Annotated in this window: 28 protein-coding genes and 2 pseudogenes; 10 read left to right on the forward strand and 20 right to left on the reverse strand. The window is 40.3% G+C overall.

Features of this window, described 5'->3' with window-relative positions:
* The first annotated feature begins 1 nt into the window (after position 1).
* Positions 2 to 616, forward strand: coding sequence for a heme ABC exporter ATP-binding protein CcmA (gene ccmA / locus ACGTJS_RS05985; protein WP_315042948.1), 615 nt, complete (start codon positions 2 to 4; stop codon positions 614 to 616).
* 11 nt (positions 617 to 627) lie between these two features.
* Positions 628 to 1,320 (forward strand): heme exporter protein CcmB, encoded by a 693-nt coding sequence (locus tag ACGTJS_RS05990; RefSeq protein WP_315042950.1) that lies wholly within the window; start codon positions 628 to 630, stop codon positions 1,318 to 1,320.
* Positions 1,321 to 1,347: 27 nt separating this feature from the next.
* On the opposite strand, the gene ACGTJS_RS05995 is transcribed toward ACGTJS_RS05990, so the two are convergent.
* Positions 1,348 to 2,109, reverse strand: a complete 762-nt coding sequence (locus ACGTJS_RS05995; protein ID WP_315042952.1) for an endonuclease/exonuclease/phosphatase family protein — start codon at positions 2,107 to 2,109, stop codon at positions 1,348 to 1,350.
* A gap of 149 nt (positions 2,110 to 2,258) precedes the next feature.
* Here ACGTJS_RS05995 and ACGTJS_RS06000 point away from each other — a divergent pair, with 149 nt between their 5' ends.
* The 6 genes from ACGTJS_RS06000 to ACGTJS_RS06025 all read left to right on the forward strand — a co-directional run bounded on the left by ACGTJS_RS06000 (position 2,259) and on the right by ACGTJS_RS06025 (position 9,058).
* A complete protein-coding gene (locus ACGTJS_RS06000) occupies positions 2,259 to 4,385 on the forward strand; it encodes a M3 family metallopeptidase (RefSeq protein WP_410473119.1) in 2,127 nt (708 codons plus the stop codon).
* Between the two features lie 11 nt (positions 4,386 to 4,396).
* Positions 4,397 to 4,636: a YheV family putative metal-binding protein gene (locus ACGTJS_RS06005; RefSeq protein ID WP_410473120.1), complete on the forward strand. Its 240-nt coding sequence runs from the start codon at positions 4,397 to 4,399 to the stop codon at positions 4,634 to 4,636.
* A 179-nt stretch (positions 4,637 to 4,815) separates the two neighbouring features.
* Complete coding sequence (locus ACGTJS_RS06010) at positions 4,816 to 6,039, forward strand: hypothetical protein (protein WP_410473121.1); 1,224 nt, start codon at positions 4,816 to 4,818, stop codon at positions 6,037 to 6,039.
* Positions 6,040 to 6,073: 34 nt separating this feature from the next.
* The gene (locus tag ACGTJS_RS06015; protein ID WP_315042959.1) at positions 6,074 to 6,568 is read left to right on the forward strand and encodes a hypothetical protein; all 495 of its coding nucleotides are present in this window, start codon (positions 6,074 to 6,076) and stop codon (positions 6,566 to 6,568) included.
* Between the two features lie 381 nt (positions 6,569 to 6,949).
* The gene (locus tag ACGTJS_RS06020; protein WP_315042960.1) at positions 6,950 to 8,392 is read left to right on the forward strand and encodes a lipopolysaccharide biosynthesis protein; all 1,443 of its coding nucleotides are present in this window, start codon (positions 6,950 to 6,952) and stop codon (positions 8,390 to 8,392) included.
* A 111-nt stretch (positions 8,393 to 8,503) separates the two neighbouring features.
* A complete protein-coding gene (locus tag ACGTJS_RS06025) occupies positions 8,504 to 9,058 on the forward strand; it encodes a c-type cytochrome (protein WP_315042962.1) in 555 nt (184 codons plus the stop codon).
* A gap of 55 nt (positions 9,059 to 9,113) precedes the next feature.
* On the opposite strand, the gene ACGTJS_RS06030 is transcribed toward ACGTJS_RS06025, so the two are convergent.
* A complete protein-coding gene (locus ACGTJS_RS06030) occupies positions 9,114 to 9,407 on the reverse strand; it encodes a hypothetical protein (RefSeq protein ID WP_315042964.1) in 294 nt (97 codons plus the stop codon).
* Between the two features lie 80 nt (positions 9,408 to 9,487).
* On the opposite strand from ACGTJS_RS06030, the gene ACGTJS_RS06035 reads away from it, so the two are divergent.
* A complete protein-coding gene (locus ACGTJS_RS06035) occupies positions 9,488 to 9,625 on the forward strand; it encodes a MerR family transcriptional regulator (protein WP_410472593.1) in 138 nt (45 codons plus the stop codon).
* Position 9,626: 1 nt separating this feature from the next.
* Positions 9,627 to 10,790 carry an RNA-guided endonuclease InsQ/TnpB family protein gene (locus tag ACGTJS_RS06040; RefSeq protein WP_410473122.1) on the forward strand — a complete coding sequence of 388 codons (1,164 nt, stop codon included), beginning with the start codon at positions 9,627 to 9,629 and terminating at the stop codon, positions 10,788 to 10,790.
* 98 nt (positions 10,791 to 10,888) lie between these two features.
* Here ACGTJS_RS06040 and ACGTJS_RS06045 read toward each other — a convergent pair whose 3' ends face one another.
* The 18 genes and pseudogenes from ACGTJS_RS06045 to ACGTJS_RS06130 form a co-directional block, all read right to left on the reverse strand.
* The gene (locus ACGTJS_RS06045) at positions 10,889 to 11,455 is read right to left on the reverse strand and encodes an NAD-dependent epimerase/dehydratase family protein (protein WP_315044250.1); all 567 of its coding nucleotides are present in this window, start codon (positions 11,453 to 11,455) and stop codon (positions 10,889 to 10,891) included.
* A gap of 254 nt (positions 11,456 to 11,709) precedes the next feature.
* Positions 11,710 to 12,339, reverse strand: a complete 630-nt coding sequence (locus ACGTJS_RS06050) for an ATP-binding cassette domain-containing protein (protein WP_315044252.1) — start codon at positions 12,337 to 12,339, stop codon at positions 11,710 to 11,712.
* 13 nt (positions 12,340 to 12,352) lie between these two features.
* The gene (gene modB, locus ACGTJS_RS06055) at positions 12,353 to 13,042 is read right to left on the reverse strand and encodes a molybdate ABC transporter permease subunit (RefSeq protein ID WP_315044255.1); all 690 of its coding nucleotides are present in this window, start codon (positions 13,040 to 13,042) and stop codon (positions 12,353 to 12,355) included.
* Between the two features lie 3 nt (positions 13,043 to 13,045).
* On the reverse strand, positions 13,046 to 13,795 hold the full coding sequence (gene modA / locus ACGTJS_RS06060; RefSeq protein ID WP_315044258.1) for a molybdate ABC transporter substrate-binding protein: 750 nt from the start codon (positions 13,793 to 13,795) through the stop codon (positions 13,046 to 13,048).
* A 43-nt stretch (positions 13,796 to 13,838) separates the two neighbouring features.
* Complete coding sequence (locus ACGTJS_RS06065) at positions 13,839 to 14,681, reverse strand: integrase core domain-containing protein (RefSeq protein WP_410471877.1); 843 nt, start codon at positions 14,679 to 14,681, stop codon at positions 13,839 to 13,841.
* Between the two features lie 51 nt (positions 14,682 to 14,732).
* The gene (locus ACGTJS_RS06070) at positions 14,733 to 15,224 is read right to left on the reverse strand and encodes a molybdenum cofactor biosynthesis protein MoaE (RefSeq protein ID WP_410473123.1); all 492 of its coding nucleotides are present in this window, start codon (positions 15,222 to 15,224) and stop codon (positions 14,733 to 14,735) included.
* A gap of 1 nt (position 15,225) precedes the next feature.
* Complete coding sequence (gene moaD / locus ACGTJS_RS06075) at positions 15,226 to 15,477, reverse strand: molybdopterin converting factor subunit 1 (protein ID WP_410473124.1); 252 nt, start codon at positions 15,475 to 15,477, stop codon at positions 15,226 to 15,228.
* Complete coding sequence (gene moaC / locus ACGTJS_RS06080; protein WP_410473125.1) at positions 15,464 to 15,949, reverse strand: cyclic pyranopterin monophosphate synthase MoaC; 486 nt, start codon at positions 15,947 to 15,949, stop codon at positions 15,464 to 15,466. The genes moaD and moaC overlap by 14 nt, the downstream gene beginning before the upstream one ends.
* A 60-nt stretch (positions 15,950 to 16,009) precedes the next feature.
* Positions 16,010 to 16,678 (reverse strand): annotated as a pseudogene (locus ACGTJS_RS06085) (IS1595 family transposase).
* 32 nt (positions 16,679 to 16,710) lie between these two features.
* Positions 16,711 to 17,298 carry an AAA family ATPase gene (locus tag ACGTJS_RS06090; RefSeq protein ID WP_410473126.1) on the reverse strand — a complete coding sequence of 196 codons (588 nt, stop codon included), beginning with the start codon at positions 17,296 to 17,298 and terminating at the stop codon, positions 16,711 to 16,713.
* Between the two features lie 249 nt (positions 17,299 to 17,547).
* A complete protein-coding gene (locus ACGTJS_RS06095; RefSeq protein WP_315042291.1) occupies positions 17,548 to 17,781 on the reverse strand; it encodes a hypothetical protein in 234 nt (77 codons plus the stop codon).
* A 9-nt stretch (positions 17,782 to 17,790) separates the two neighbouring features.
* Positions 17,791 to 18,381 carry a molybdenum cofactor guanylyltransferase gene (locus tag ACGTJS_RS06100; protein ID WP_315042293.1) on the reverse strand — a complete coding sequence of 197 codons (591 nt, stop codon included), beginning with the start codon at positions 18,379 to 18,381 and terminating at the stop codon, positions 17,791 to 17,793.
* A complete protein-coding gene (gene moaB, locus ACGTJS_RS06105; RefSeq protein WP_315042295.1) occupies positions 18,374 to 18,904 on the reverse strand; it encodes a molybdenum cofactor biosynthesis protein B in 531 nt (176 codons plus the stop codon). The genes ACGTJS_RS06100 and moaB overlap by 8 nt, the downstream gene beginning before the upstream one ends.
* 157 nt (positions 18,905 to 19,061) lie before the next feature.
* Positions 19,062 to 19,751, reverse strand: a pseudogene (locus ACGTJS_RS06110) (MOSC domain-containing protein).
* 13 nt (positions 19,752 to 19,764) lie between these two features.
* Positions 19,765 to 20,250 carry a hypothetical protein gene (locus ACGTJS_RS06115; protein WP_315042297.1) on the reverse strand — a complete coding sequence of 162 codons (486 nt, stop codon included), beginning with the start codon at positions 20,248 to 20,250 and terminating at the stop codon, positions 19,765 to 19,767.
* Between the two features lie 3 nt (positions 20,251 to 20,253).
* Positions 20,254 to 21,369 carry a GTP 3',8-cyclase MoaA gene (gene moaA, locus ACGTJS_RS06120; RefSeq protein WP_410473127.1) on the reverse strand — a complete coding sequence of 372 codons (1,116 nt, stop codon included), beginning with the start codon at positions 21,367 to 21,369 and terminating at the stop codon, positions 20,254 to 20,256.
* Positions 21,370 to 21,494: 125 nt separating this feature from the next.
* Entirely contained in the window at positions 21,495 to 22,784 is a 1,290-nt protein-coding gene (glp, locus tag ACGTJS_RS06125; RefSeq protein WP_410473128.1) for a gephyrin-like molybdotransferase Glp, read from the reverse strand.
* Between the two features lie 36 nt (positions 22,785 to 22,820).
* Positions 22,821 to 23,717, reverse strand: coding sequence for a peptidylprolyl isomerase (locus tag ACGTJS_RS06130; protein ID WP_410473235.1), 897 nt, complete (start codon positions 23,715 to 23,717; stop codon positions 22,821 to 22,823).
* Positions 23,718 to 23,990: the final 273 nt, after the last annotated feature.

The raw sequence follows: 23,990 nt of genomic DNA on the forward strand, positions 1-23,990 counted from the left end.
TATGTTAAAATGTGAAAATATCACCGTTGAACGTGGCGATTTTCCTTTATGTCAAGCAGTGGATTTGTCCTTATCACAAGGTGATATTTGTCATTTGATTGGTGAAAATGGTATGGGAAAGACCACATTTATCATGCAATTGGCAGGATTAATTCCTATTTTAACTGGTCAAGTTTTTTGGCAAGGTGTTGAGCAGTTACCTGTTCAGCCATTGTACATTTCACACCAAGTGGGTATTCATTTACAATTGACTGTTGAACAAAATTTAAAATTTTTACTGGGGCTTTATGGCATTAAACCCACAGATAATGAGTTGGCTGATGCGTTAAATTGGGTCGGTTTGTCAGGTTATGAAGATATTTTTTGTTATCAATTGTCCGCAGGACAAATTCGGCGTGTTGGTTTGGCTCGGTTGTGGTTTGGATTAAAGTATGTCAATGATTTCTCGTTTTGGCTGTTAGATGAGCCTTTGACGGCTTTGGACGTGCAAACCATTGATAAAATTGAAAAAATCATGCAAGATTTTGTCAATCAAGGCGGTACAGTGTTATTAACCAGTCATCAGCCTGTTTCTGTGGCAAATAGACAGCTAAATTTGACCGAATTTATGGTATAATTGTGAAAATCATGCGTAAAGAAAATGAGTTAATGACGGTGGATTTTTCAACTTTGTGGCGACGTGAATGGCAAATTCGCCAACAAAATAAGGTGCAATGGCTGTATCCGTTGGTGTTATTTTTGATGATAATCACTTTGTTTCCGTTGGCGATAGGGACTGAAGCAAAGTTGTTACACCAGTTGGGTGTGCCAGCGGTATGGATTGCAGGTTTATTGTCATTGTTGATGGGTATGGAAAATATGTTTCGCCCTGCATTGGATAATGGCACATTGGCTCAACTGGTGGTTTCTCGTGCGTCTTTGCCGTTATGGGTATGGGTGCGGTTGGTAGTGCATTGGCTAACCAGTGCGGGTATGGTGGCGATTTTAGCATTTTTGGCAATGCCATTATTTGGTTTGACAGTGAACGAAACGGCGATTTTAAGTGTGTCTATCATGGTTGGCAGTCCGATTTTGTTGTGTTTGTCAGCGATTGCTAGTAGTTTGACCTTGTCGTTAAAAAATGGTGCGGTGCTTGTGCCTTTAATTGCGTTACCCATGCAGTTGCCTGTGTTGATTTTTGCCACAGGTGCGGTGGATTTGTTTGCCACAGGCATGAACGGCTTGCCGATTTTGGCGTTATTATTGGCAGGCAGTATTTTTGCGGTGATTATTTCACCTTTTGTCATTGCATTTTCGTTAAAATTGGCTTGGTTAAGTTAATTTAAAGTTAATTTTGTTTTAATAAAATCAAGTCAATATAAGTTCTGCAGAAATGGGTAAATGGTCAGATAATTGCCGAAAAATTGGGCTATTGTTTACCCACGCATTTTTTACCGTCAAATTTTTTACATAAATTCTATCCAAACTTAACACAGGCAATCTTGCAGGAAAAGTCGGCAAAAGTCTGTCATGACAAGCACGAAATGCTTCGGTAAATCCCAAATTTTTTGCCAATTTATCACAAGAAACTTGTTGCCAATCGTTAAAATCCCCTGCCAAAATCAACGGCATAGTTGGGTTAATCTGCTCGTTTACATAGCCGCTAATCGCTTGATATTGTTTGGTTCTATCTTTTTCTAACAAGTTTAAATGGGCGTTTAACACAGTAACAGGCGTGTGCCAATCACTCGGCAAAATTTCACAATGTAAAACGCCCCTTTTTTCCAATCGGTTCACCGTAATATTGACATTGTGCTTGGGGTCAAGCGGAAAACGGCTTAGCACCGCATTGCCATGATGTCCGTGTGGATATTCACAATTTTTGCCGTATTCGTGCGACACCGCCAAATATTCGCCAAACCATTCGGACTGCGATTGCTGTGGAAATTCGGCAAATTTTACCGTACGTTTGAGATTTTGCCCTTGAACTTCTTGTAGGCAATAAATGTCGGAATTGAGATTTTTCAAGGCTTTAGCAATCGGTTCAATGATAACTTGACGGTTAAAAGGCGACATACCTTTGTGAATGTTGTAGCTCGTAATGGTTAATTTTTGTTCGTTGTTTGACATTTTTGACAACCAAATTTTTAAAAAATTTTACACTCATTGTAAAATATTTTGCCAAAAAATCCTGTAAAAAACCGTTAATATTTGCAGTTTTTAGCAGTTTTTGTTAAAGTGATAACCATTTATAACTTGTTAAAAACTAGGAAAATTTTATGCCACACAACAATGAAAAAAATTTACATCTCGTCAATTTTAACCAATTAAAACTTGAACAATTACAACAACATATCACAGATGCGTTGGACAATGGTTTGGCATTTTTGGCAATGCTTGACGAAGAAAAACAAAATAATGAAAAAACTTGCGAAACTGCTGAACAAGCGTTGAATGATATTACCGCTTTTGAACACGTTAATATTGCGTTAGACCGCAGTTGGGGCTTACTGTCGCATTTGAACAGCGTGGTTAGTACAGATGAGATCCGTGAGTTACATCATAGCCTTCTGCCAAAAATTTCTGATTACGGCACGCAAGTTGGGCAACATCAAATTTTGTTTAGCCGTTATCGTCAAGTAATTGATAATCAAGATTTTTTTGAAAAACTTGACCCTGCTCGCAAGCGTGCTTTAACTTTATCTTTACAAGGTTTTGAATTGTCTGGAGTGGCATTGGCTGATGATAAAAAGGCGGAATTTGCCAAATTATCCAGTGAATTATCTACTTTATCGGCAAAATTTTCGGACAATTTATTAGACGCAACGCAAAGTTATTTTTTACCTTTAGTTGAAAGTCAATTAAGCGGTTTGCCACAATCCGCCCTTGCTATGCTCAAAGATGCAGGCGAACGTTACCGTACAAAATTTAACCAATCAACAGCAACTTTATACGTTGCAACGCTTGATATTCCTGTATATTTGGCGGTCATGACTTATGCGGACGATAGGGATTTGCGTGAAAAATTGTACCGAGCGTACGTTACTCGTGCATCAGAAAAAAGTGAGCAAACCGAATTTAACAATGCCAATATTATGGTACAAATTTTGGCAAAACGTGAGCAAAAAGCCAAAATTTTGGGTTTTGACAATTATGCTGAAGTATCGCTTGCCACAAAAATGGCGGACGATGTGGCAACGGTGGAAAAATTTTTGCGAGATTTGGCAAATAAAGCCACGCCTTACGCCAAAGCCGATGTGAAAACCTTGCAAACTGAAGGCTTGGCGTTTGATATTGATGAGTTAAAGCCTTGGGATACGGCATATTTGGCGGAAAAAGTGCGTGAACGCAAGTTTAATCTGTCGCAAGAAGCGGTTCGTCCGTATTTTCCTCTGCCAAAAGTGATTGACGGTTTGTTTGAAATTGTTCAACGTTTGTACGGTGTTAACATTGTAGAAAAAACGCAAGACGTGGAACGTTGGCATGATGAGGTGCGTTTTTATCAGTTGTTTGATGAATATGAACAATTGCTTGGCGGTTTTTATTTTGACCTTTACGCTCGCACAGGCAAGCGTGGCGGTGCATGGATGAGCGGTTTTCAAGCTCGTTATCAAAGTGCGGACGGTGCATATCATCAGTTGCCTGTGTGCTTTATGGTGGGCAATTTTTCCCCTGCCATTGACGGTAAACCAAGCCTTTTAACCCATGATGAAGTCTTGACATTATTCCATGAATTTGGGCATGGTTTGCATCATCTTTTGACAGAAATCAGCATTTCGGACGTGGCTGGGGTCAATGGCGTGGAATGGGACGCTGTGGAATTGCCAAGTCAATTTATGGAAAATTGGGCGTGGCACAAGGACGGCATTGCGTTGATTAGTGGTCATGTGGACACAGGCGAAACCTTGCCAAATGAGATGCTCAAAGCCATGTTAAATGCCAAAAATTTCCAAAGCGGTATGCAGACGTTACGTCAGTTGGAATTTGCCTTGTTTGATTTGTTGTTGCATTCTCAATCGCAAGCCGTTGATTATCAAGGGATTTTGGATTTGCTTGATAGCGTGCGTGCGGACGTGGCTGTCATGCCAGCGACTGATTATAACCGTTTTGCCAACAGTTTTAGCCATATTTTTGCGGGCGGTTATGCGTGTGGTTATTATTCGTACAAATGGGCGGAATTGTTGTCGGCTGATGCGTTTGACCGTTTTGAAACGGACGGTATTTTTAACCAAAATACAGGCAAAATTTTCCGTGAAGAGATTTTGGCAAAAGGCGGTTCTCGTTCGGCAAAAGAGAATTTTGAAGCATTTCGTGAACGCCCTGCGGATATTGATGCGTTGCTGCGTCATTCGGGATTTTATGAAGAGATTTTGAGTGATAATATTAATAATACGCAGTCTTGGTAAAAGGAAAAAATATGCGATACCAATCCAACCGCCCAAAACGCCAATTTTTGGCAGGGGTAAAATGCAAACAATGTGGCGAAATAGACAAAATCGTCCAAATAGAAATCTTTGAACCTGTGCCAGACGAATACATTGAATGCGTATCGTGTGGCTACACCGAAAGACGACCAACCCCAGAAGATTTACCATTAATCCAACAACAAAACGCGGAAGAAGATAATATCGTGCAAGTCGTCAAATTTAAGCCATAATTGTTTGACAAAAATAAAAAAATCGCCAAAAAATACCATTTAAGTAAAATATTGTTTCATTTTATCCTAAAATTACTGGGAAATATTGTTATTTTGGTGCTAATTTTGCTATAGTATGACATAATTGAAAGAACTTGTAAGAACAAGTGAATTTTCCACACAAATTGGTAGAAAAAATCATGACAGATATTAACCGTAATCAAGACACAATGGACGAATTTTCATTAGATGCACTGGATTTGGATTCGTTGGAATTGAATGACAATGCCCCAACGACACCAAACAGCACGGCTAACGACATCAATTTAGATGCGTTTAACTTGGATGAATTGGATTCTTTGGACAATCACGCACCCACCACACCCAATACAGATGTTACGGTAAATTTTGACGATTTTGACCTTGATGTGCCTGCAACGCATGAAAATATAGATGTCAATGCGGTGGATTTGGATAGTGTTGATTTAAATGCTGTTGATTTAAATACCCCTGACATTGACACGTTAAATCCAAATAGCAATGTTGCCACAGACGCACCTGTTAGCACGCATTCAATGATAAATGATATTGATGAATTAGACCTTGATGACTTGCTTGCACCTGCTGCGGCGACGGCTGTCGGTGCGGGTGTTGCTACGGTTGCACTGAATAACGATGACAAACCAACCGCTGCAACCAATGCCAAACCTGAGAAAAAAGGTTTGTTTGGCAAAGGTGCAAAAGTGGATAAACCAAAAGTTGAGAAAAAAGGTCTATTCGGCAAAAATACCAAAGAAGTAAAACCAAAAGCAGAAAAAAAGCCACTGTTTGGTGCGAAAAAAGCCACGCCAAAATCGTATAAAGCAACTTTGGTAAAATCACCAAAACCGATAGGTGCAAAAAATAATAACCTATTATATGCGATTTTGGCATTGTTAATTTTGGGTGCATTGGCATGGTTCTTTATGAATCAAGGCAGTGAAGAACCTGCACCAGCTCCAACGCCAGTGCCAACCCCTGCGAAAGTTACCCCTGTTGCATCTACACCTACAACAGCGAGCAGTGTTGCAAGTACTGCCAGTGCGGTGGCGGTCGCAAGTGTGGCTTCAACTGTCGCTGAAACGGCTAGCACCCCTGTTGAGACAGTATCAACACCAGAAATTACCACGACAGCACCTGTCGTAACACCTGAGGAAGTCTTGAATGCCGAAACACCAAACGACCCAGCTTTAGCAAAAGAAGAGATGGATAGACTTGAAGAACAAGCGACCCAACTGGCTGAACAAGAAAAAATGATTGAAGAACGGCTAAAAATGATGAATGAGCTAAGTGGCAAAAAAGAAGAGCGTATCAAATTGTTAGAACAACAAATCGCCCAACTTGAGCAACAAAAAGCCCAAGAAAAAATGGCTCAAGGCAAATAATTGCTGAGCCGTTTTAAAAAGTTGATGGTTATTGATGATTAGCCTTGCTGATAAAAAAACCTTGTTTCAAGACCGCTACCAAGCGTTGATAATGCCTGTCCCAGTGTCAGGCATTTTTCGTCATCGTCTGCTGTTACGCACGCAGATGTTGTACCCTGAATATTATCAAGTGTACGAACAAGCCTGTGAACGCTCCGAGTTGGCATTGGGTGAGAACCTTGTGTACGAAACCAACCGAGATTTAGCAGGCGTGGGTGGGGCGTTGTCAAAGCCTAAGTTTATCGTGGCGATGGCGACCACCGAATTTGCCGAAAATTCACCGCATTTGGACAGTATTTGCACCTGTTTGCAACAGCTTGAGCTTGTTTTGTACCAATGGGGGCGTTATGATGGCATTCGCCGTGTCGCTGTGATTGGCGTTGATGAGCTGATTTTGCCAAATGACGCTGAATTTGACGTGGATATTTTGCCGTTATTGGAAAAATATTTGCAACCAGTTTCAACCCTTAATACCGTTATTTATCGTTAATGGTTGTTTTTAAAAATAATTTTTATGGAAAATGGATAAAGGAAAATCTGATGTTTGCCAAAAAAATAGCGATTACCGTTATGTTGTTTGCCAGCAGTTTGCCAAGTGTCGCCCAAGATTTTTATTGGCAATCATTCAAAGCGTTGTGAACACGTTGGTAATGCCGTTCCGCCACCGCTTGCCAATGCGATTGCAAAGCAGTGTGTTGAGTTTCTTGAAAAGAATAACAAATAACATTTATTTAAATGTAATAAAAAGCCACACATCGTGGCTTTTTTATCACCAAATTGACAAAAAAAATGACATTTCTCCAAAAACCGATTAAACTAACCCACATTTTCAATTCAAGCAAATTAAGGCAAATTTAAACCAAGGTGAACCGTGAACATCAAACGTTTATTAGGCGAAACGATAATCTATGGCATTGGGGCGATTTTGCCACGAGTCATCACATTTTTACTAAACCCCTTATATATCAACTATATAGACAAACAAGCTTTTGCCATTTTCACTAGCCTATATGCGTGGATAGCCTTTATCAACATCATGCTCACATTCGGCTTTGAAACGTCGTACTTTCGCTACGCATCAGAAGACGGTATGCACAAAAAAGTTTTTAACACGTCTTTTTGGTTCGTAACCGCCCTTGCCACCGTATTTTTGCTTGCCATACTGCTGTTTAACTATCCGCTTGCCACCTTAATGGACTATGCGAGTAACCCAGAATACCTGTGTTGGTTTGCGTGGATAGCGTTTTTTGATGCGGTTTGCACCATTCCGTTTGCCTATTTGCGATTTCACAACAAGCCTGTCATGTACTCCGCCATTCGTGTGTCGTCCATTCTTATTCAGACCGTGTTAGTCATTGCGTTATTCCGCTTTGTTCCTGTGGATTTTGCCAAAAGCATTGGGCTAAAACAGCAAGTTTCTTATCCATTTTTTAGTAATTTAATCGCAAGTATCTCAACTTTTGTTATGCTTTTACCAATTATATTAAAAGTAAAACTCGGTTTTGATAAAGTATTATTTAGAAAAATGTTAAGCTATTCTTATCCTGTTATGTTGGCGGGCTTGGCGTTTATGGTCAATGAAAATTTTGACAAAATCATTCAATACTACATGATTGACAAAGGCGATGCAGGGGCGTATGGCGGTGCGTACAAATTGGCGGTGCTGATGACGCTATTCGTAACGGCATATCGTATGGGGATTGAGCCATTTTTATTCAAACAAATGAAAAACGCCGATGCCAAAAACACTTACGCCAAACTCACCGAATATTTCACCCTGTTTGCGTCTGTGGTGGCGTTAGGCATTATCGCCAATATCTCGTGGCTAAAACGCCTGTTTATCACCGACAGTAGCTACTGGACAGCGATTGACATCGTGCCGATTATCGTCATTGCCAATCTGTTTTTTGGCATTTATTACAACCTGTCTACTTGGTACAAAGTCACCGACCGCACCAAAATCGGCACAGCGATTTCGTGGTTTGGGGCGGGCTTGACGATTTTGTTACATTTGCTATTTTTGCAAAAATACGGCTTTATGGTGTCCGCTTGGGTTACGCTTGCGGTATATGCGACCATGACGGCAATTTCCTATGTTTTGGGGCAAAAAATGTACCCAATTCCGTACAAAACCAAAAAAATTGGCGGATTTTTGGCAATTTTAATCGCTTTTAGCTTAATGATTGTCAATGTGTTTGAAATGAACTTTTGGTTGTCAAACGCCTTGTTAATCGTGTATATGGTGATGGTGGCGTATGTTGAGCGAGATTTGATTCACAAATTGTTGAACAAAAGCAAAAAAGCGGTAAAATAACCATAGATTTTTGCTTACGTTTTCCCTTATAATAGTAGGGAAAAATTCTTACCCGCATTACATATATTTTATGTTTTGTGAAAACATGACAAAAATAAGAGAACGTGCCGAATGAAAAAAGTAGTTATGTTATCAGCCATTGCCCTGCTAAGCACAGCGGGCATTGCTGTCAGCCAAGCCGAAACCGCCAGCACTGCATCTGCAACCGCATCAACTGCTAGCCAACCTGCAACCGCTTCTGCACCAGCCACAGAAGCTAAAAAACAACCAGAAGTGCCAAAAGACCCACCCCAAGTGCAAAAATTGATTGCCTTGTATCCAAACTTGATTGCCCGTATCGCCCCACAAGGCAAAGTGTGCTTTGAAGGTCAAGATTGCGATATCACCATTGCGGCAACGCTGGGTGCAGCCGACCCAAACAACCCACGTGACGGTAAAGCCATCTATGAAGGCGTGTGCCATACTTGCCACGCAACAGGACTTTTGGCATCACCAAAATTTGGTGACAAAGCAGGCTGGGCACCACGTATTGCCAAAGGTGCAGCGACTTTGCATGACCATGCCATCAAAGGCTTTAACGCTATGCCTCCCAAAGGTGGTAAAGCGGACTTGCTAGACCAAGAAGTTATCAACGCTGTCGATTATATGATTGAAAATGCCAAATAACTGATTGCATATTTCCAATCAAAAAAGCGAATAATGGTTAAATTATTCGCTTTTTTTATGGCAAAATTTGGGTAAAATCTCTGTTTAATAACCGCAAAAAATTCGCATTATCCGCCACATTACCATTTTCTAGCAAAATCAAACTATCCACGCTTATCATCTTGCTAAACGGTTGTAAAATACTGGCAAAAAACTTGGCAATCGGCATGGGAATATTGACAATAACAGGCGAATTTTTGTGATAAAATTTTACTCGTAAACCGCTTAAATACTCAGCTAAGGTCAAAGCTTTCTCGCCTGTAAAATTAATCACTTTGGGTAAATTGTCTGTTTTTGTTAAATTGACCAAGCCCAACGCCACATCATCAACGTGAATGGGGCTTGAAACTGTTTCTTGAAAACTAACTAAATCTACTTTATAATATCCAAATGAATAGATTAATTAGTATCAACGAAGCATCAAAACAACTAGGTGTGTCTGTCTCAACATTACGCAGATGGGATAAAAGTGGCATGCTTGTTGCCCAAAGAACGCCAAAAGGACACAGACGTTACGATAAGTACTAGAATGACCCTAATACGTGGACACATCATCGCCCTAGACCCAACGAATAAACAAGCAACCTACTTTGCAAAGGCTTGCGGTGTGGCTCGTCTTGCCTATAACTGGGCGTTAGCCGAATGGCAAAACCAATACGAACAAGACAAAAAATACAGTGACGAATGTTTAGCAAATAGCATAGAAATTGATGAAACCAAACTTAACAAACCATCACAAGGCAAATTAAGAAAACAACTAAATAGCATAAAAAGACAACAATTCCCCTTTATGCTAGAAGTAACCAAATGCAGCCCACAACTTGCCATCATGCAACTAGGAGACGCATTCAAACGCTTTTTTAAAGGTGAAAGCAAATACCCACAATTTAGAAAAAAAGGCGTAAATGACAGATTTAGCTTATCCAACGACCAATTTAAACTTATTGACATCAATAACAAACCTTTTATCAAAGTCCCCAATCTTGGACTTGTTAGAATGCGTGAAAAACTGCGACACACAGGCAAAATCCTATCTGCCAAAATCTTTAAACAAGGCGGTAAATGGTTTGTATCAGTTGCCGTTGAATTACAAAACATCATCAAACCACAACCCAAAACAGACAAACAAGTTGGTATTGATTTAGGCATTACAGACCTTGCCACCTTGTCAAATGGCGAAAAAATCCAAGCACCAAAACCATTAAAAAACAAACTCAAACAACTAAGACGATTGAATAAAAGTTTATCAAAAAAACAAAAAGGCTCAAAAAACCGTGAAAAGGCAAAAACCAAGCTATCACGGCTACACTTTAAAATCAGCAATATCAGAAAAGACTTTTTACACAAGCTAACCACAAGCCTTGTTAAGTCTTATGATGTGATTTGTCTTGAAAACCTAAATGTAAAAGGCATGGTAAAGAATAAAAAACTTAGCCGTGCGATTAATGATTTAGGTTTTTATGAGTTTAAACGACAATTGATTTATAAAGCGAACCAATGGGGCAAAACAGTGAAAGAATTAGATAGATTTTATCCCAGTTCGAAAACTTGCCACAATTGTAATTATAAATTGGATAACTTGCTACTTAGTATGAGAAATTGGCAATGCCCAAATTGCCATATTACGCATGATAGAGATATAAACGCTAGTATCAATATCCTAAATCATGCAACTAAGGTTTTAACAACCTAATATTTTTGGCGGTGAGTTCCACCGTGTCAGCCTATGGAGTTGATGTAAGTCTTAAGTCAAATGACAAGAGCAAACAACGTTGAAGTAGGAAGAAAACGCTAAATTTGCCTATAGGTAGACTTAGGTAGGTTTTTCGGAACGGTAATGTCAAAATTTCCGCCATTTGGCAAAAACAAAATCGGTAATTTTGCCATTTTTAAAAACATCTCGGTACTTGCACCACCTTGCCCAAAAACAAGCGAAGGACGAGCGATTTTTACACTAAAATTAGCATCAGCTAAATTTAAAATGGCATTATCGCCACGCCCTTTGCTACCGACAAAGGCGACTTTTTGCGTTGGGTCTGCACTGAGTGCGGAGAGATTTATCCATTGTTTGACGTTTTGGCTTTTGCTATGCTTTTTAAATAAGTTGGCAAGTCGTGCAGGCGTGTGGTGGTGGACATTTTCCATGAGCGTTTTGTCGTTTGACATCACGCCTACCATGTTGATGATGATGTCGGTTTTGGCGAAAATCTGAGCGATTTTGGCGACATCTAATTCATTGGGTTTGGTGAAATCAATCTCACGGTTTGATAAGGTGATGACGTTGTGGTTTTCGTTTTTTAACAAAGTAAATACTTTTTTGCCGATAAAGCCACTTCCACCAAAAAGTAAAATGTTCAATCTTGCCACCAAATCGTTGTTTCAATATCCATAATCTACTCTTTTAATAGGCACAAAAAAGCCCACAGGTAAGGCATGGAAATTATTAAGAAACCAAACATAAGCTGTGGGGGTTACAGTCTTTATTATAACAAATAAAGTGTAAATAACGCTAGGATATCTTACATCTTACACTTTATCTATTTTTAAAAATACTCGACTAAATTTCTTAGTATATTGCTTTTTGAAACCCTTTGCTACCTTGCATTAATATTTTACAAAAAATAAATCTCACTCGCCAGTTGCTCGATTTCACCTTTATCATGGCTGACATACAGCATAGGGATGTTGGAGGTGGCGATAATTTGCTGAAAAAACGGCAAAATCTCAGCTTTATGAATACTATCAAGAGCGGATAGCGGTTCATCTAGCAACAGCACATTGGGCGAATACAGCAAGGCTCGCCCCAACGCCACCCGTTGTTTTTCACCGCCAGAGAGTTTGGTCGGCATACGCTCGGTTAAATCATTGAGTTTTAACAAGTTAATAATCGTATTTGGGTCAAAACGCCTATCTTGCTCGCTGATATTGCGATAGCCAAATAATAGATTATCCATGACGTTTTTATGCGGAAAAAGCTGGGCATCTTGAAACACTAGCCCGACTCGTCTTTGTTGTATGGGTAGATTGATTTTTTTGTCAAAGTCAAACCACGTTTGTCCATTGATATCAATTTTGCCGAAAATTGGTGTGTGAATCCCTGCAATGGCGTGCAAAATACTGGTTTTGCCAGAGCCAGACACGCCAAACAAGCCGACAACGGATTGCTCGGATTGTAAATTGACGTTTAACTGTTTTTTGCCGAGTTTTAAGCTAAATTGACAAGCAAATAATAAGGGTTGCATTTTTTCTACTTTTCTATTGTAATTTTTTCTTTTGATAACGGGCGTACCATTGCGACAGCCATAACGCCAAAAAGGCGATACTGACCGAAATCACAAGCAATCGCATGATTTGGGCATCGCTGTCAGGTTGTTGCAATAGGCTATAAATGGCAAGCGGTAGAGTGCGAGTTTCGCCTGCGACATTACCAACAAAAGTTATGGTCGCTCCAAATTCTCCCAAACTGCGACAAAACGACAAAATTGCCCCAATCAAAATCCCTGTCCCCGCCAATGGCAAGGTAATCTGAAAAAATGTCTGAAGCCATGTCGCTCCGAGCGTCATGGCGGTGATTTCAAGGCGTTTATCGACCAATTCTATGGCTAGGCGAACCGCTTGCACCATGAGTGGAAATCCCATGACCGCAGACGCAAGCACCGCCCCTTTCCAGTTAAAAGCAAATTCCAAACCAATTGCCAATAAATATTTGCCAATAATCCCTTCATTGCCAAATAGCACCAATAGGATATAACCTGGTACGACAGGCGGTAACACAAGGGGCAAAAATGCCAGCGTTTCAACCAACGATTTGCCCCAAAACTCTTTGCGAGCGAGCAACCAACCGACCGCTATGGCAGGAACAAGGTTGAACAATAGGCTAAACCCTGCAACTTGGCACGACAGTTTGATAGCGTCAATTTCTTCGGCGGTTAGGTTAAATATCATGGGTTATTGCAATACATTAAAGCCATATTTTTGATAAATTGCTTTGGCGGATGAGCTTTGTAAAAACGCATAATACTGTTGAATTTCAGTATTTTGTTCATTGTTTTTGACTATGCCAATTGGATAGACAATCGGTGTGTGGGTTGTCAAAGGAAATACGCCAAGGGTTTTGACATTATCCACGACAGCCACATCGGTGGCATATACGATGCCTAGCTGACATTCGCCACGATTGACAAAATTGAGTGCCGAACGCACGTCTTCGGTTTCGACCAAATGCGGTTGCACACTTTGCCACCAACCTAGATTGGTTAAGGCTTGTTTGGCGTATTTGCCAACTGGCACGGTGGTGGTGTTGCCTGTGCAAAGTTTACCTGTCAAAGCCTTGCTGATATCAAAGTTTTTATCCATAACAATGCTAGGTGAATGGCTTGCTTTTGGGGCGATTAACACCAAGTTATTTCCCAAAAAATTTTTGGTTGTGCCTGCGACCAGTTTATTTTTTTGTTGTAAATAATTCATCCAAGCGGTATCTGCCGAGATAAAAATATCGACTTTTGCCCCTTGTTCGATTTGTTTGGCTAAGGTTGCCGAAGACGCAAATGAGGTTTTGACATGGGTATGGTATTGATTTTCATACAGTTGATTGATGTCGTTGATAGCGTTAGTCATGCTGGCGGCGGCATAAATGGTAACAGTTTTTTCTTTGTTATCACAGCCTGTGATGTTTGACAATAATAACAATAATGCCATGATTTTATGCGTATTTTTCATAAAGTTTTAACCTGTAAGAACCTCAAGCGTTATTTACACTTTGTTTAAAATAAAACTCCAACCACTCATAAGGAGTAAAGGTTTGAGTTTTGCCAGTAATATCATCTTTTTTAGTTAAAGATGAATGGGGTTTAACGGTATTATAGAAATTAAGAAATCTTGTTAATTCTTGCTTTCTATGTTCACTACCTGTAAATTCACATTGTTCATGCCACATTTCCATGAGCGTACGTATTACTCGTTCTGCTTTACCATTGGTTTGTGGTTTGGCAACTTTGGTGAATTTCTGATTGATGTTGTTATCATAACAGGCTTTGACAAATTCATGGTCTTTTGTGCCTTTATATTCTGTGCCATTGTCAGAATAAATCACCTCAATCGTATAAGGGCAAGGTTTAATAACTTGTTCTGTCAGAAACTTAGCCGCACTAAAAGCTGTTTTGTCTGGCATAATACAAGCATACAGTTCACGAGAATAATCATCAATGGCAACAAACAGATATTCTCTAGGGCTGTTGCTATTTTGTCCTTTGAGCAGTGGTAGGCGTTTTGTATCTACGTGTACCATCTCACCAGGATAGGATTTATTATAACGCTTGGCTTGTTTTTTGAGTTTGTCTTGTATACTCTTTTCAACTTTAGCTAAGCGTTTAATGCCAAATTTCGCTTGTTTAAAGCGATTATTGACACTGGTTTGTGGTTTTAGTAACTTCACTCTAGCAAGTTTCAATACCTTGTAGATTGTTGGTCTTGATACTTTGTATTCTTCAGCAAGTGATGTTACGCTTTGTTTGTTTTGATGATAGGCTATCCAAATAGCTTCTCTTTCAAACGGTAGCAGTCTGGTGTTTTTATGTATGTTCATTTGCAGTATTTTATCCTAAATACTGTAAATAACGCTAGGATATCTTACATTTTAACCATTATTGGATAGCCAAAGGCTCTTGCTACTGTCAGCATAAAATTCTTGTTTCCACACGGGAATATCGGCTTTAATGGCATCGAGTAGCCAATGGCACGCATCAAAGGCAGGGTAGCGGTGAGCCGACACCACCCCAATCCACACCGCTATATCGCCAATCGCCAAATTGCCAATGCGGTGAATGGCAATGACTTTTTCAATGTCAAATTGGGCTTTGGTTTGTTCGACCAGTTTTTTGCCTTGATTAATCGCCAGTTTTTCGTAGCCGTAATAGGTCAGTTTGGTGACGTGGCGAGCGTTGTTGTGGTTACGCACCCAGCCCTCAAAGGTCGCTAATGCTCCACAAGTGTCGCTCATCAAGGCTTGTTTGAGCCGTCTATCGTCAATGGGACGGTCGAGTAGGGCAAACCCTTGTAAAATGGCGGTTTGGTAGGCTTCATCTTCGGTAATGCTGATGATTGATGAACCTTTGTGCAATGCGTTCATATTAACCCCCAGCCACAGGCGGAATAAAGGCGATGATATCACCGTCATGAATCGGTGCGTTCCAATCGGTGATTTCGTGGTTAATGGCAACGGCAAGTTTGGCTTGTGCAAGGCTAAAGCCGTATTGCTCGCTTAATGTTTGGTAAAGCTCGGGCAAATTATCACCGTCAAAGCTAAATTTTTCTTCGTCTTTGCCTGCTTGTTCGGCGAGACTGGCAAAGTATAAAATTTCTAAGTTTTTAGTTGCTGGCATAATCGGATTTGCCCCCAGTTTTTTGTAACAGTTTGATATCGTTAATAATAATGTCGTGCGATAACGCCTTTGTCATGTCGTAAATGGTCAAGCAAGCGACCGATACGGCGGTTAGGGCTTCCATTTCCACGCCTGTTTTGTGGGTGACTTTGGTGGTGGCGGTGACGTTAATTGAATGGTTTTCGTCATCGTAGGCAAAAGCAATTTTGACACCGTCTAGCGGTAGTTGGTGGCATAGCGGTATAAGTTCGTGGGTGCGTTTGCTTGCCATGACCCCTGCGATATGGGCAGTTTGGGTAATTGAGCCTTTTTTTGTCATGCCGTCTGCGGTTTTTATCGCTTGGTAAATGTTGGCAGGAAAAATGACTTGCCCTGTGGCAGTAGCGGTGCGGTGGGTGGGGGTTTTGGCGGATACATCGACCATTGATATATCGCCATTTGCGTCTAAATGGGTTAATTGTGAATCAGTCATTTCTAGTTAATTTCTTCTGTAATAATTTGATTGGCTCTAGACTATCAAGAACTAAAAAACTCACTTAATCAAATCCCATAAATAGCGTTGTAATTCATTCAAATCTTTATTCCAACGCCACCTTACGAAATGCCACCTTGCGAAACGGTGTTTCTCATCTTTTAAGTGAAGTTCAACATTGGCAGTTACGCCATTAAATTTGGCAAGCCTTCTTTTAGCAAAACTCCAAAAGCTCTCAATGCCATTAATATGACAATTACCGTGTGCAAACTTATTTTTACTGTGGTTTACCCTAAAATGCTTATCATAACCAACATCAACTAAGCCATTATCGCCACGAAAGCCTCTGAATAAATAATGCTATTCGCATCAACCCTACCTAGTATCAATGCTTGTAGCGTGCCTTTTTTGCAATCTGGTACAATTTTTAGTATAAACCCTACCATCACGCTCAAAGATACCAAAAACAGGTTGTTTAAGTTTACCATGAAAACCACGTTGGCGTTTTGCTCCAAAATAGCTTTCATCAAGTTCTATTTCACCGTATAATAAGCGTTTTTGATTAACTTGATAGTCATATATTTCTTGACGAAAGATATTATACCATCGGTTGATGGTGTTGCGATTTAATTCAAGTAAAATCGCTGTTTTTGTAGCATCTATATCAGTGCAAAAGAATTTTATGATTTTTTTGACTTTACAGATGCTTAACTTACTGTTATATTTCATGTTTCTAGTCTAGCATGGGTTGTGTTGCTAGTCTAGAGCCTTTGATTTTTAATTGCAGTTTTAATATTTTCATTACCTTTTTTCAAAAGGTTAATAACCAGTTTTTTATAAACATCTGGGTTATTCAAACCTAGTAAATTTGTTATTTTAGAATTAGCAATCATCCCTTTTTGGTTAAATACTTGCTGAAAAATTTGATAGTCAAGGCTACTTTTGCCACCTTCTATAAATAATACAGGTTTTCTACTTCCCAAGATTTCATAATAAATCTGCTCTGGAATTTCGCTGTCATTCTGTAAAATTTCATAATCCCACTGAGTACCATCCAATTCTTTAATCCAATTTTTTTGAGCGTCTTGTCTTGAGAAAGCAAAATCAATATTGTGGGTTAAATAGATAAATGAACAATCTGTTCTTTCAATCTCAATCAAATCAAAAAAACTTTTGATAAGTGACGGATGAGTGTGCATTTCTAGTTCATCAATGATAATAATTGAGTTATTTGGCACAGCCAAAATAGAACCCGCTAAATAAAAAATTACACGCTCACCATCACTCATTTTGGAAGCATTATAAAGTCTATTTTCTTTGCCTTTTGCCATTGCTTCTATCTTACTCACACTAATTTTTAGCTCTCGATGCGGTAAAACTTATTCCCAAACTTTCTTAATTTTGTCTAATTTAGTTATAGGTCGAATACCACTATTATTTTTATAATTGATTGATTCTTCAGCTTCTTCAGTGTGCAATAGAATCATCAACTTATCACAGTCATTAAGTAAATTAGCATTTTGCTTATTATTCCAACGACTATTTAATTTAGCAGACGTTGTAAGCCAATTATGATTCTCTTTATTATCTGTATAATATCAATATAAAAACTCTGCTGATGCAACTTCTTTTGATGTAGTATTTACATGGTCAGGTAGCATAAGAGATTTTTGAGCAGAAATTCTGTGAGTTACTTTTAAATTATTTTTTTCTATTTCAGAGCCAAATCTAGTCTTTCCTGCACCATTTGCACCAATGATTACTAATTTCTCAAATTCAATTTCTTGGCTTTGACCTTGCTTGTTTAGTGGTAAACTAAGTTTACTCATCATTTTTATTCCTCAATTTTTTACAGCCAAATTAAATTCATCTAACGTATTAAAATTCGCCAATTTCCCCCATTCGTTTGGCAAATCAACCGTTTTAACTTTTTTATCACTTAAAAACTTCATCACCGAGCGATTGCCCTTATCCAAAAAATCTTTTAATGTTAGCAATAAATCCACACGATACAGCCCCAACAACGGATAATCTTTTTCGCCTTTAAAATAAATCACATCTTCATCAATTATTTGATGAACTAACTTAGCAAAAACCAAATCCGCCTCAATCAAACAATCACAACTTATCACCATTAAATAACCATTTTGACTGATTAAATTCTCTATCGCCCCTGCTATTGCCGATAACGCCCCAGCACCTTTGCCAGCTTCGTCATTCTTAATATAATCATCAATGATTTTGACGGATTTATTTTGGCAAAAATGTTTACTATTATCAGCGACCATGACAGGTGCGTTCAAATTTTTAGCATGGCGAATGTGAAACTCAAGCAATGTTTCGCCATTTGCCAGTTTTAACAAGGCTTTGGGCGAACCCATACGAGACGATTCACCCCCAGCCAAAATGACAATCCCTAATAAATCAACCATGTGTTGGATTTTCACGCATCAAATGCGGTACAAAGTTGCACGGACGAGTACGGTTGTCGAGTTGATCTTTTAAAATCCCTTCCCACCCTGTACGGCACGCCCCTGTCGAACCAGGTAAGCAAAAAATCGCCGTGTTGTTCGCCATACCTGCCACCGCACGAGATTGGAGCGTGGACATCCCAATTTCATCACGAGATAACGCTCGAAACATCTCGCCAAAGCCTTGCACTTCTTTGTCAAACAGGGGTGATACTGCTTCTGGCATACTGTCACGGATATAAAAACCTGTGCCACCTGTGGTAATCACCGCATGGACGGCGGGGTCGGCTATCCATTTGCTTACCATTGCACGGATTTGATAAATATCATCGGTGGTCAAGGCTCGCTTGGCTAGGATGTGACCTGCTTGCACAAGGCTATCGGCAAGGTATTTGCCAGAGGTATCTTCTTCTAGCGTGCGTGTGTCCGATACCGTCAAAACGGCGATATTTAGCGGAATAAAGGGTTTTTCGGGTTTGCTCATTAGGTTTTCCTTATTAAATCAACAGACTTTTTTTAAACGTTTAAAATTAGAGAAAACCGTTCACCCTGAGCTTGTCGAAGGGTAAGTTTTCTGGGTTTCCATCATGGTTCGACAGTCTCACCACGAACGGAAACTTTAGATTGCAAAGAGCTCTAATTTATTGTTCACGTTTTTTATACAATTTTTCTTTCCAACTATCTTCCAAACAATCAATCGCTAGCCATTGATTGACAGTATCGACAGGGATTTTATCTTTTTGGTTGGCAAGTTGCCAAAGCGTGGCTAAATCGGCAAATGGATAAGGCCGCTCGACCAAATACACAGGCAGATTTTGGGTCAAATTGCCGTCTTGCACCACTTGAAAATACCACCCTGCCATGCCTTACTCGGTGATAAAGGAAGCGACTTCATAACGCCCTAATTGGTCGTTGATTTTGTAGCAAGGTCGGCGTGGCTGTACGATTCGCAGTTTGACGCTAGTTGTATCGTCTTCGCCATAGCGATAAACATCGCCAATGTAAACGTTGGACTCTGACATGGGTTCGCCGTCTGTCATCACGGTTAAATTTTCGCCCAATGTGCCAATCGCCATGTCCATGCCAAAGTTTTGGTAAGTGGTAATCGGCATTTGATGCACGGCTTTTAGGTGTCCACCGTGATGTTTGCGGTCGGCTTGTTCATCGGTGACAAGTCCGAGATAATTTACTGCCATTTCGCCTTTGACTGGGTATTTATTAATGGCGGATAACTTGTCACGAGCGAAATAGTCAGCTTTGCCTGCTCGTACTTCGGTTAAAGTTCCGATAAATTGGGGGCGTTGAATAGCGTTTGGCATGGTAATTCTCATTTAATAAAAAGGGTTAAAGTTTGCTTAACTGCCATTCTTGCATATTTTGAAAATAATAAAAGTCATTAATATACCAACGCTTTTTTAGCCATTTCAACGTGAATTTATAAAGGAGTAGTCCCTTTTTATTGATAAAGAACACATCACAAGTCGTTTTATTCAATTCTAAATGATGAAAATCTTTCATTTCGTAATCAAAACTACCCGCATAATCATGATAAGACACATAATCTAAACGTGAACGTTTTTTAGCTGTACAAAGTAGTTTGAAGATAGTGATTAACGTTTTCTTAGGTTTATCTTGTTGAAAAAAATTATAAAAATCTCTGTGAGTGTGATACTGTTTTGATACCGCATAGCATTCTTTAGAGCATTTTCTCATCACATAGATATATTGCAAAACCAAATGCTCTGGATTTTGTTGCCAATCGGTAATTTGTGGGTCAAAATACAGCCCAACATCAAACGGAAACAACGTTTCATCAACTTTTAATACCATTCATTAACCGCCCACCATAGAAAGATTCGCCATGATACCACTATTATTATCAGTTAAAAAATGATGTTCTGGCTTAATTGGCATCAAACTTTGCAATGCCATCACCAACCCAGCCGTGTCGCCACTCGTCAAAAACTCACGCACATCATAATTAAGCTGGTCAAACAAACACAAATGCACCTTGCCTTGACTACTCACTCGCAAACGATTGCAACTGTCGCAAAACTGCGGGGCATACGGCTCGATTAGCCCAATTTTGCCGACATAATCCGCATGACAAAACTCAATCGCAGGACCGCTATCGGCTTGCCGCTGTATCGCTTGCCAACCATTTTCAATCAAATACTGTTTAATCGTTTTTCCACTAGCGTGTTCGGAAAAAAACAGCTCGCTATTATCAGACGTTTGCATAAACTCAATAAAACGGTAGGTCACAGGGTAAGTTTTGACATACGCCAACGCACTTTGCAAATTATCAAACGCCGTTTCCGCCATTAAAATACCGTTTAATTTTAGACGAATATCGGTGGTTTCCAGTAATTTATCCAAGTCACTGAGCAAAGTCGGCAACATATCAAAGCCTGTAATTTGCTGAAAAATTGTCGGATTAAAACTATCAATACTGACGTTTAATTGCGAAAGCCCAGCACTTTGCCAAGCGGATAAATGTTTGGCAAGTTTGTAACCATTGGAACTGACGGCAACGGTTTTGATACTGTCATGGCTGTTGGCAATGCGGATAATATCGGCTAAATCGTGGCGAATGGACGGCTCGCCCCCTGTTAGGCGGATTTTAGTCGTGCCAAGAGCAGTAAAGCCGTCAAATAACGTGGCGATTTCATCAAGGGAGAGTTCATTGTCGGGGCGTTTGCCACCGTTGGCGGTGTAGCCGTTGGGCAAGCAATAGTTACAGCGAAAATTGCAAAAATCAGTCACCGAAAGGCGTAAATAGGTCAATCGGCGGTGAAAGGGGTCGATTAACGAAGCAGTATCAATCACAGGGGAAATGATGGAAATATCAGAAGAGTGTGGCGAATGGGCAGATGTTTTACCATTAAAATCAAAGGGCAAATCATCTAGCCCTGTGCCTGTTGGTTGGGCGATTGATAAAGTTTTCATGGCGGTGTCTGCGTAAAGCATTGCCTCGGTAATGGGTGAGAGCTTACTTTAGCAAAATTACGCTGGTTTCACCATTCACCAAAAGCACAGTCGCTACTACTTTGGGGGTAGTTCCCTAAAAATGCTTACCCCAACTGCCACTCAAATGGCAAAATCTCAACCATTTCGCCTTGAGCCACATCGCCACGTTCCACCGTCAAAACGAGCAAACAATTGGCTCTGGTAAGCTGTTTAACACGGTGTGAATCTTGCCCAGTAAAGGGCGTGACGATAAATTGACCGTCATCATGTTGGCTAAAGTAAGCTCGCTGAAACTCTTGACGACCGCTATTTTTGCGAATGGCAGATTGGCAAATCGCTTGCAAGCGTAATTGTTTTAGCAAATCAATCTCGGCACAGCCTGTCAAACGCCAAATCGCAGGACGCACAAATTGCAAACAGCCGACAATGGTAGAAAGTGGATTTCCTGGTAAACCAAAATATAAAACTTGTTTGTTATTTTTAGCAAATTCACCAAAGACAAACGGTTTTCCGGGTTTCATCGCCACTTTATAATGGTTAATTTTACCCAGTTTATCAACGACTTGGGTCAAAAAATCATAATCACCGACTGACACCCCAGCACTTGAGATAATTACATCGCATTCATCAATCGCTTGCTCAACTGCTTGGGTGGTTTTGTCTAAATCGTCTGGGATAATGCCATAATCTTTAACAATAATCGGTAAATCTTTAAGCAATGTTTTGAGCGTTGGCGTATTTGAGTTATAAATTTGGGCAAGGTGGGTCAAAGGCTCTCCCAGTTGCACCAATTCATCACCAGTTGCCAAAATTCCCACCGTCAAAGGCTTAGCAACGGTGACATTTGCCACACCCAAATTAGCCAGTAGGCTGATATCGGCGGTATTTAGGCGTTTGCCTGTGCTGAGTAAGGTTTCGCCTGTTTGCACTTCTTCGCCTTGCTTGCGGATATTTGAGCCGTGATTAGCAGTTTTGGCAAGGGTAATTGTATAGGGTTGGGATTTATCCAATGTGCTTTGAATATCGGCAAAATTGGTATTTTCTTGCATGACCACCGTGTCGCAATCGCTTGGCACGACCGCCCCCGTAAAGATACGCACCGCTTGTCCTGTGGTCAGCGTGCCTGTAAAAGGCGAGCCTGCACACGATTCGCCGACCACGTCAAACACGCTGTTCTCTGCCAAATCGCTACCTATGGCAAGGGCAAAACCGTCCATTGCTGATAAATGTTGGCGTGGAATGTCAAAACTGGCGGTGATGTCTTTTGCCAAAATATGGTTGGACGACTCAAGCAATGGCAGTTCAATGGTGGCACGTTTCGCCAAAGGATTGTCGATTAAATAGGTTTGGCAACGTTGGGTAATGGCGGATTTTAAATCTTGGACGGATATCATACTTAATCTCTAATAAATTATTTTTTAAAAATTTCATCACCCACGATACACGTTTTCTTCGCTCATTTGCAAGTCAATATTTTCGATATCGGCTTGCTGGCTTAACCCAAACAGATAATCGGTCAAAGCATGGTGAAACGATTGTTGGGTCAAATGGTTGGCTATCATGGGCTTGGCTTGCTCATAGCTCAAGGCGTGTCCGTCTTGGCGAGTCAAAACTTCCACCACATGAACGCCAAACCGAGTTTCAATCGGATTGACCGCAACGCCTACAGGTAGGGCAAACACCGCATTTTCAAACTCTGGTACGGTCTGACCTTTAATAATTTCGCCCAAATTGCCACCATCATCTTTTGACGGACAAAACGAATATTGTTGGGCAAATTGGATAAAGTCGGCATCACGGTTTTGGCTAGTTTGTAAAGTTTTTATCAAGTCCAATGCTTGTTTTTTGAGTTCAATACGCTCTTCGCCTTCATCAGGTGCAGAAGCCAGCAAAATATGCCGTGCTGTAATCAGCGGTGGCGTAACATAACGCTCTGGGTTGCTGTCAAACAATTGACGGCAACTGTCTTCATTGGGAATGGTGGGCTGAACGTTTTTGTCAATCAACTCGCTAATGGCGGTTTCTTCGTCCGTTTGCCATGCTGTTTCACCCAAATCGGTATCGGCAAGGACGGCTTGTTTGAGTAATTCTCGCACCACAAGGGCATGAGCCGATTGGTACAGGGCTTCGTCTTGGCTATTGGCAGGGTGGTATTGCACTTCTTGGGCAATGGCTTTGGGGTCGATAGTCACGCCATTAACTCGAATGGTGGGAATGGTTTGACGGCTGGAGGCGATAAGATTGCTTGAGCGGTTCATCTCTGCCATAGCTTCGTCAATCAATTCTTTTTCGCTGTGGGGGCGTTTTAGGTCATCGGAAGTCGGCATAATACGAATGTCATCATCAAATTCATCATGATGATGGTGGTGATGGTCATGTTCGCCATGATGATGGTGATGACCGCCACAACTACAGTTGCCACAGCCACAACCTGTGGATTGGGTTTCGGTTGGTTCGACTGGTTGGGTTTGTTTTGGGTTAAAAGTTGAAACGGTCATATGTCACCCTTAGATAAGTTAAAGTTTTTATTATTATTTATTTTATTAGCTTTTTTTACTATACCGCTTTAGCATTATAAAGAAATTTACTTAATTATCTTT

This window comes from Faucicola mancuniensis (assembly GCF_046523945.1).
GTDB lineage: Bacteria > Pseudomonadota > Gammaproteobacteria > Pseudomonadales > Moraxellaceae > Faucicola > Faucicola mancuniensis.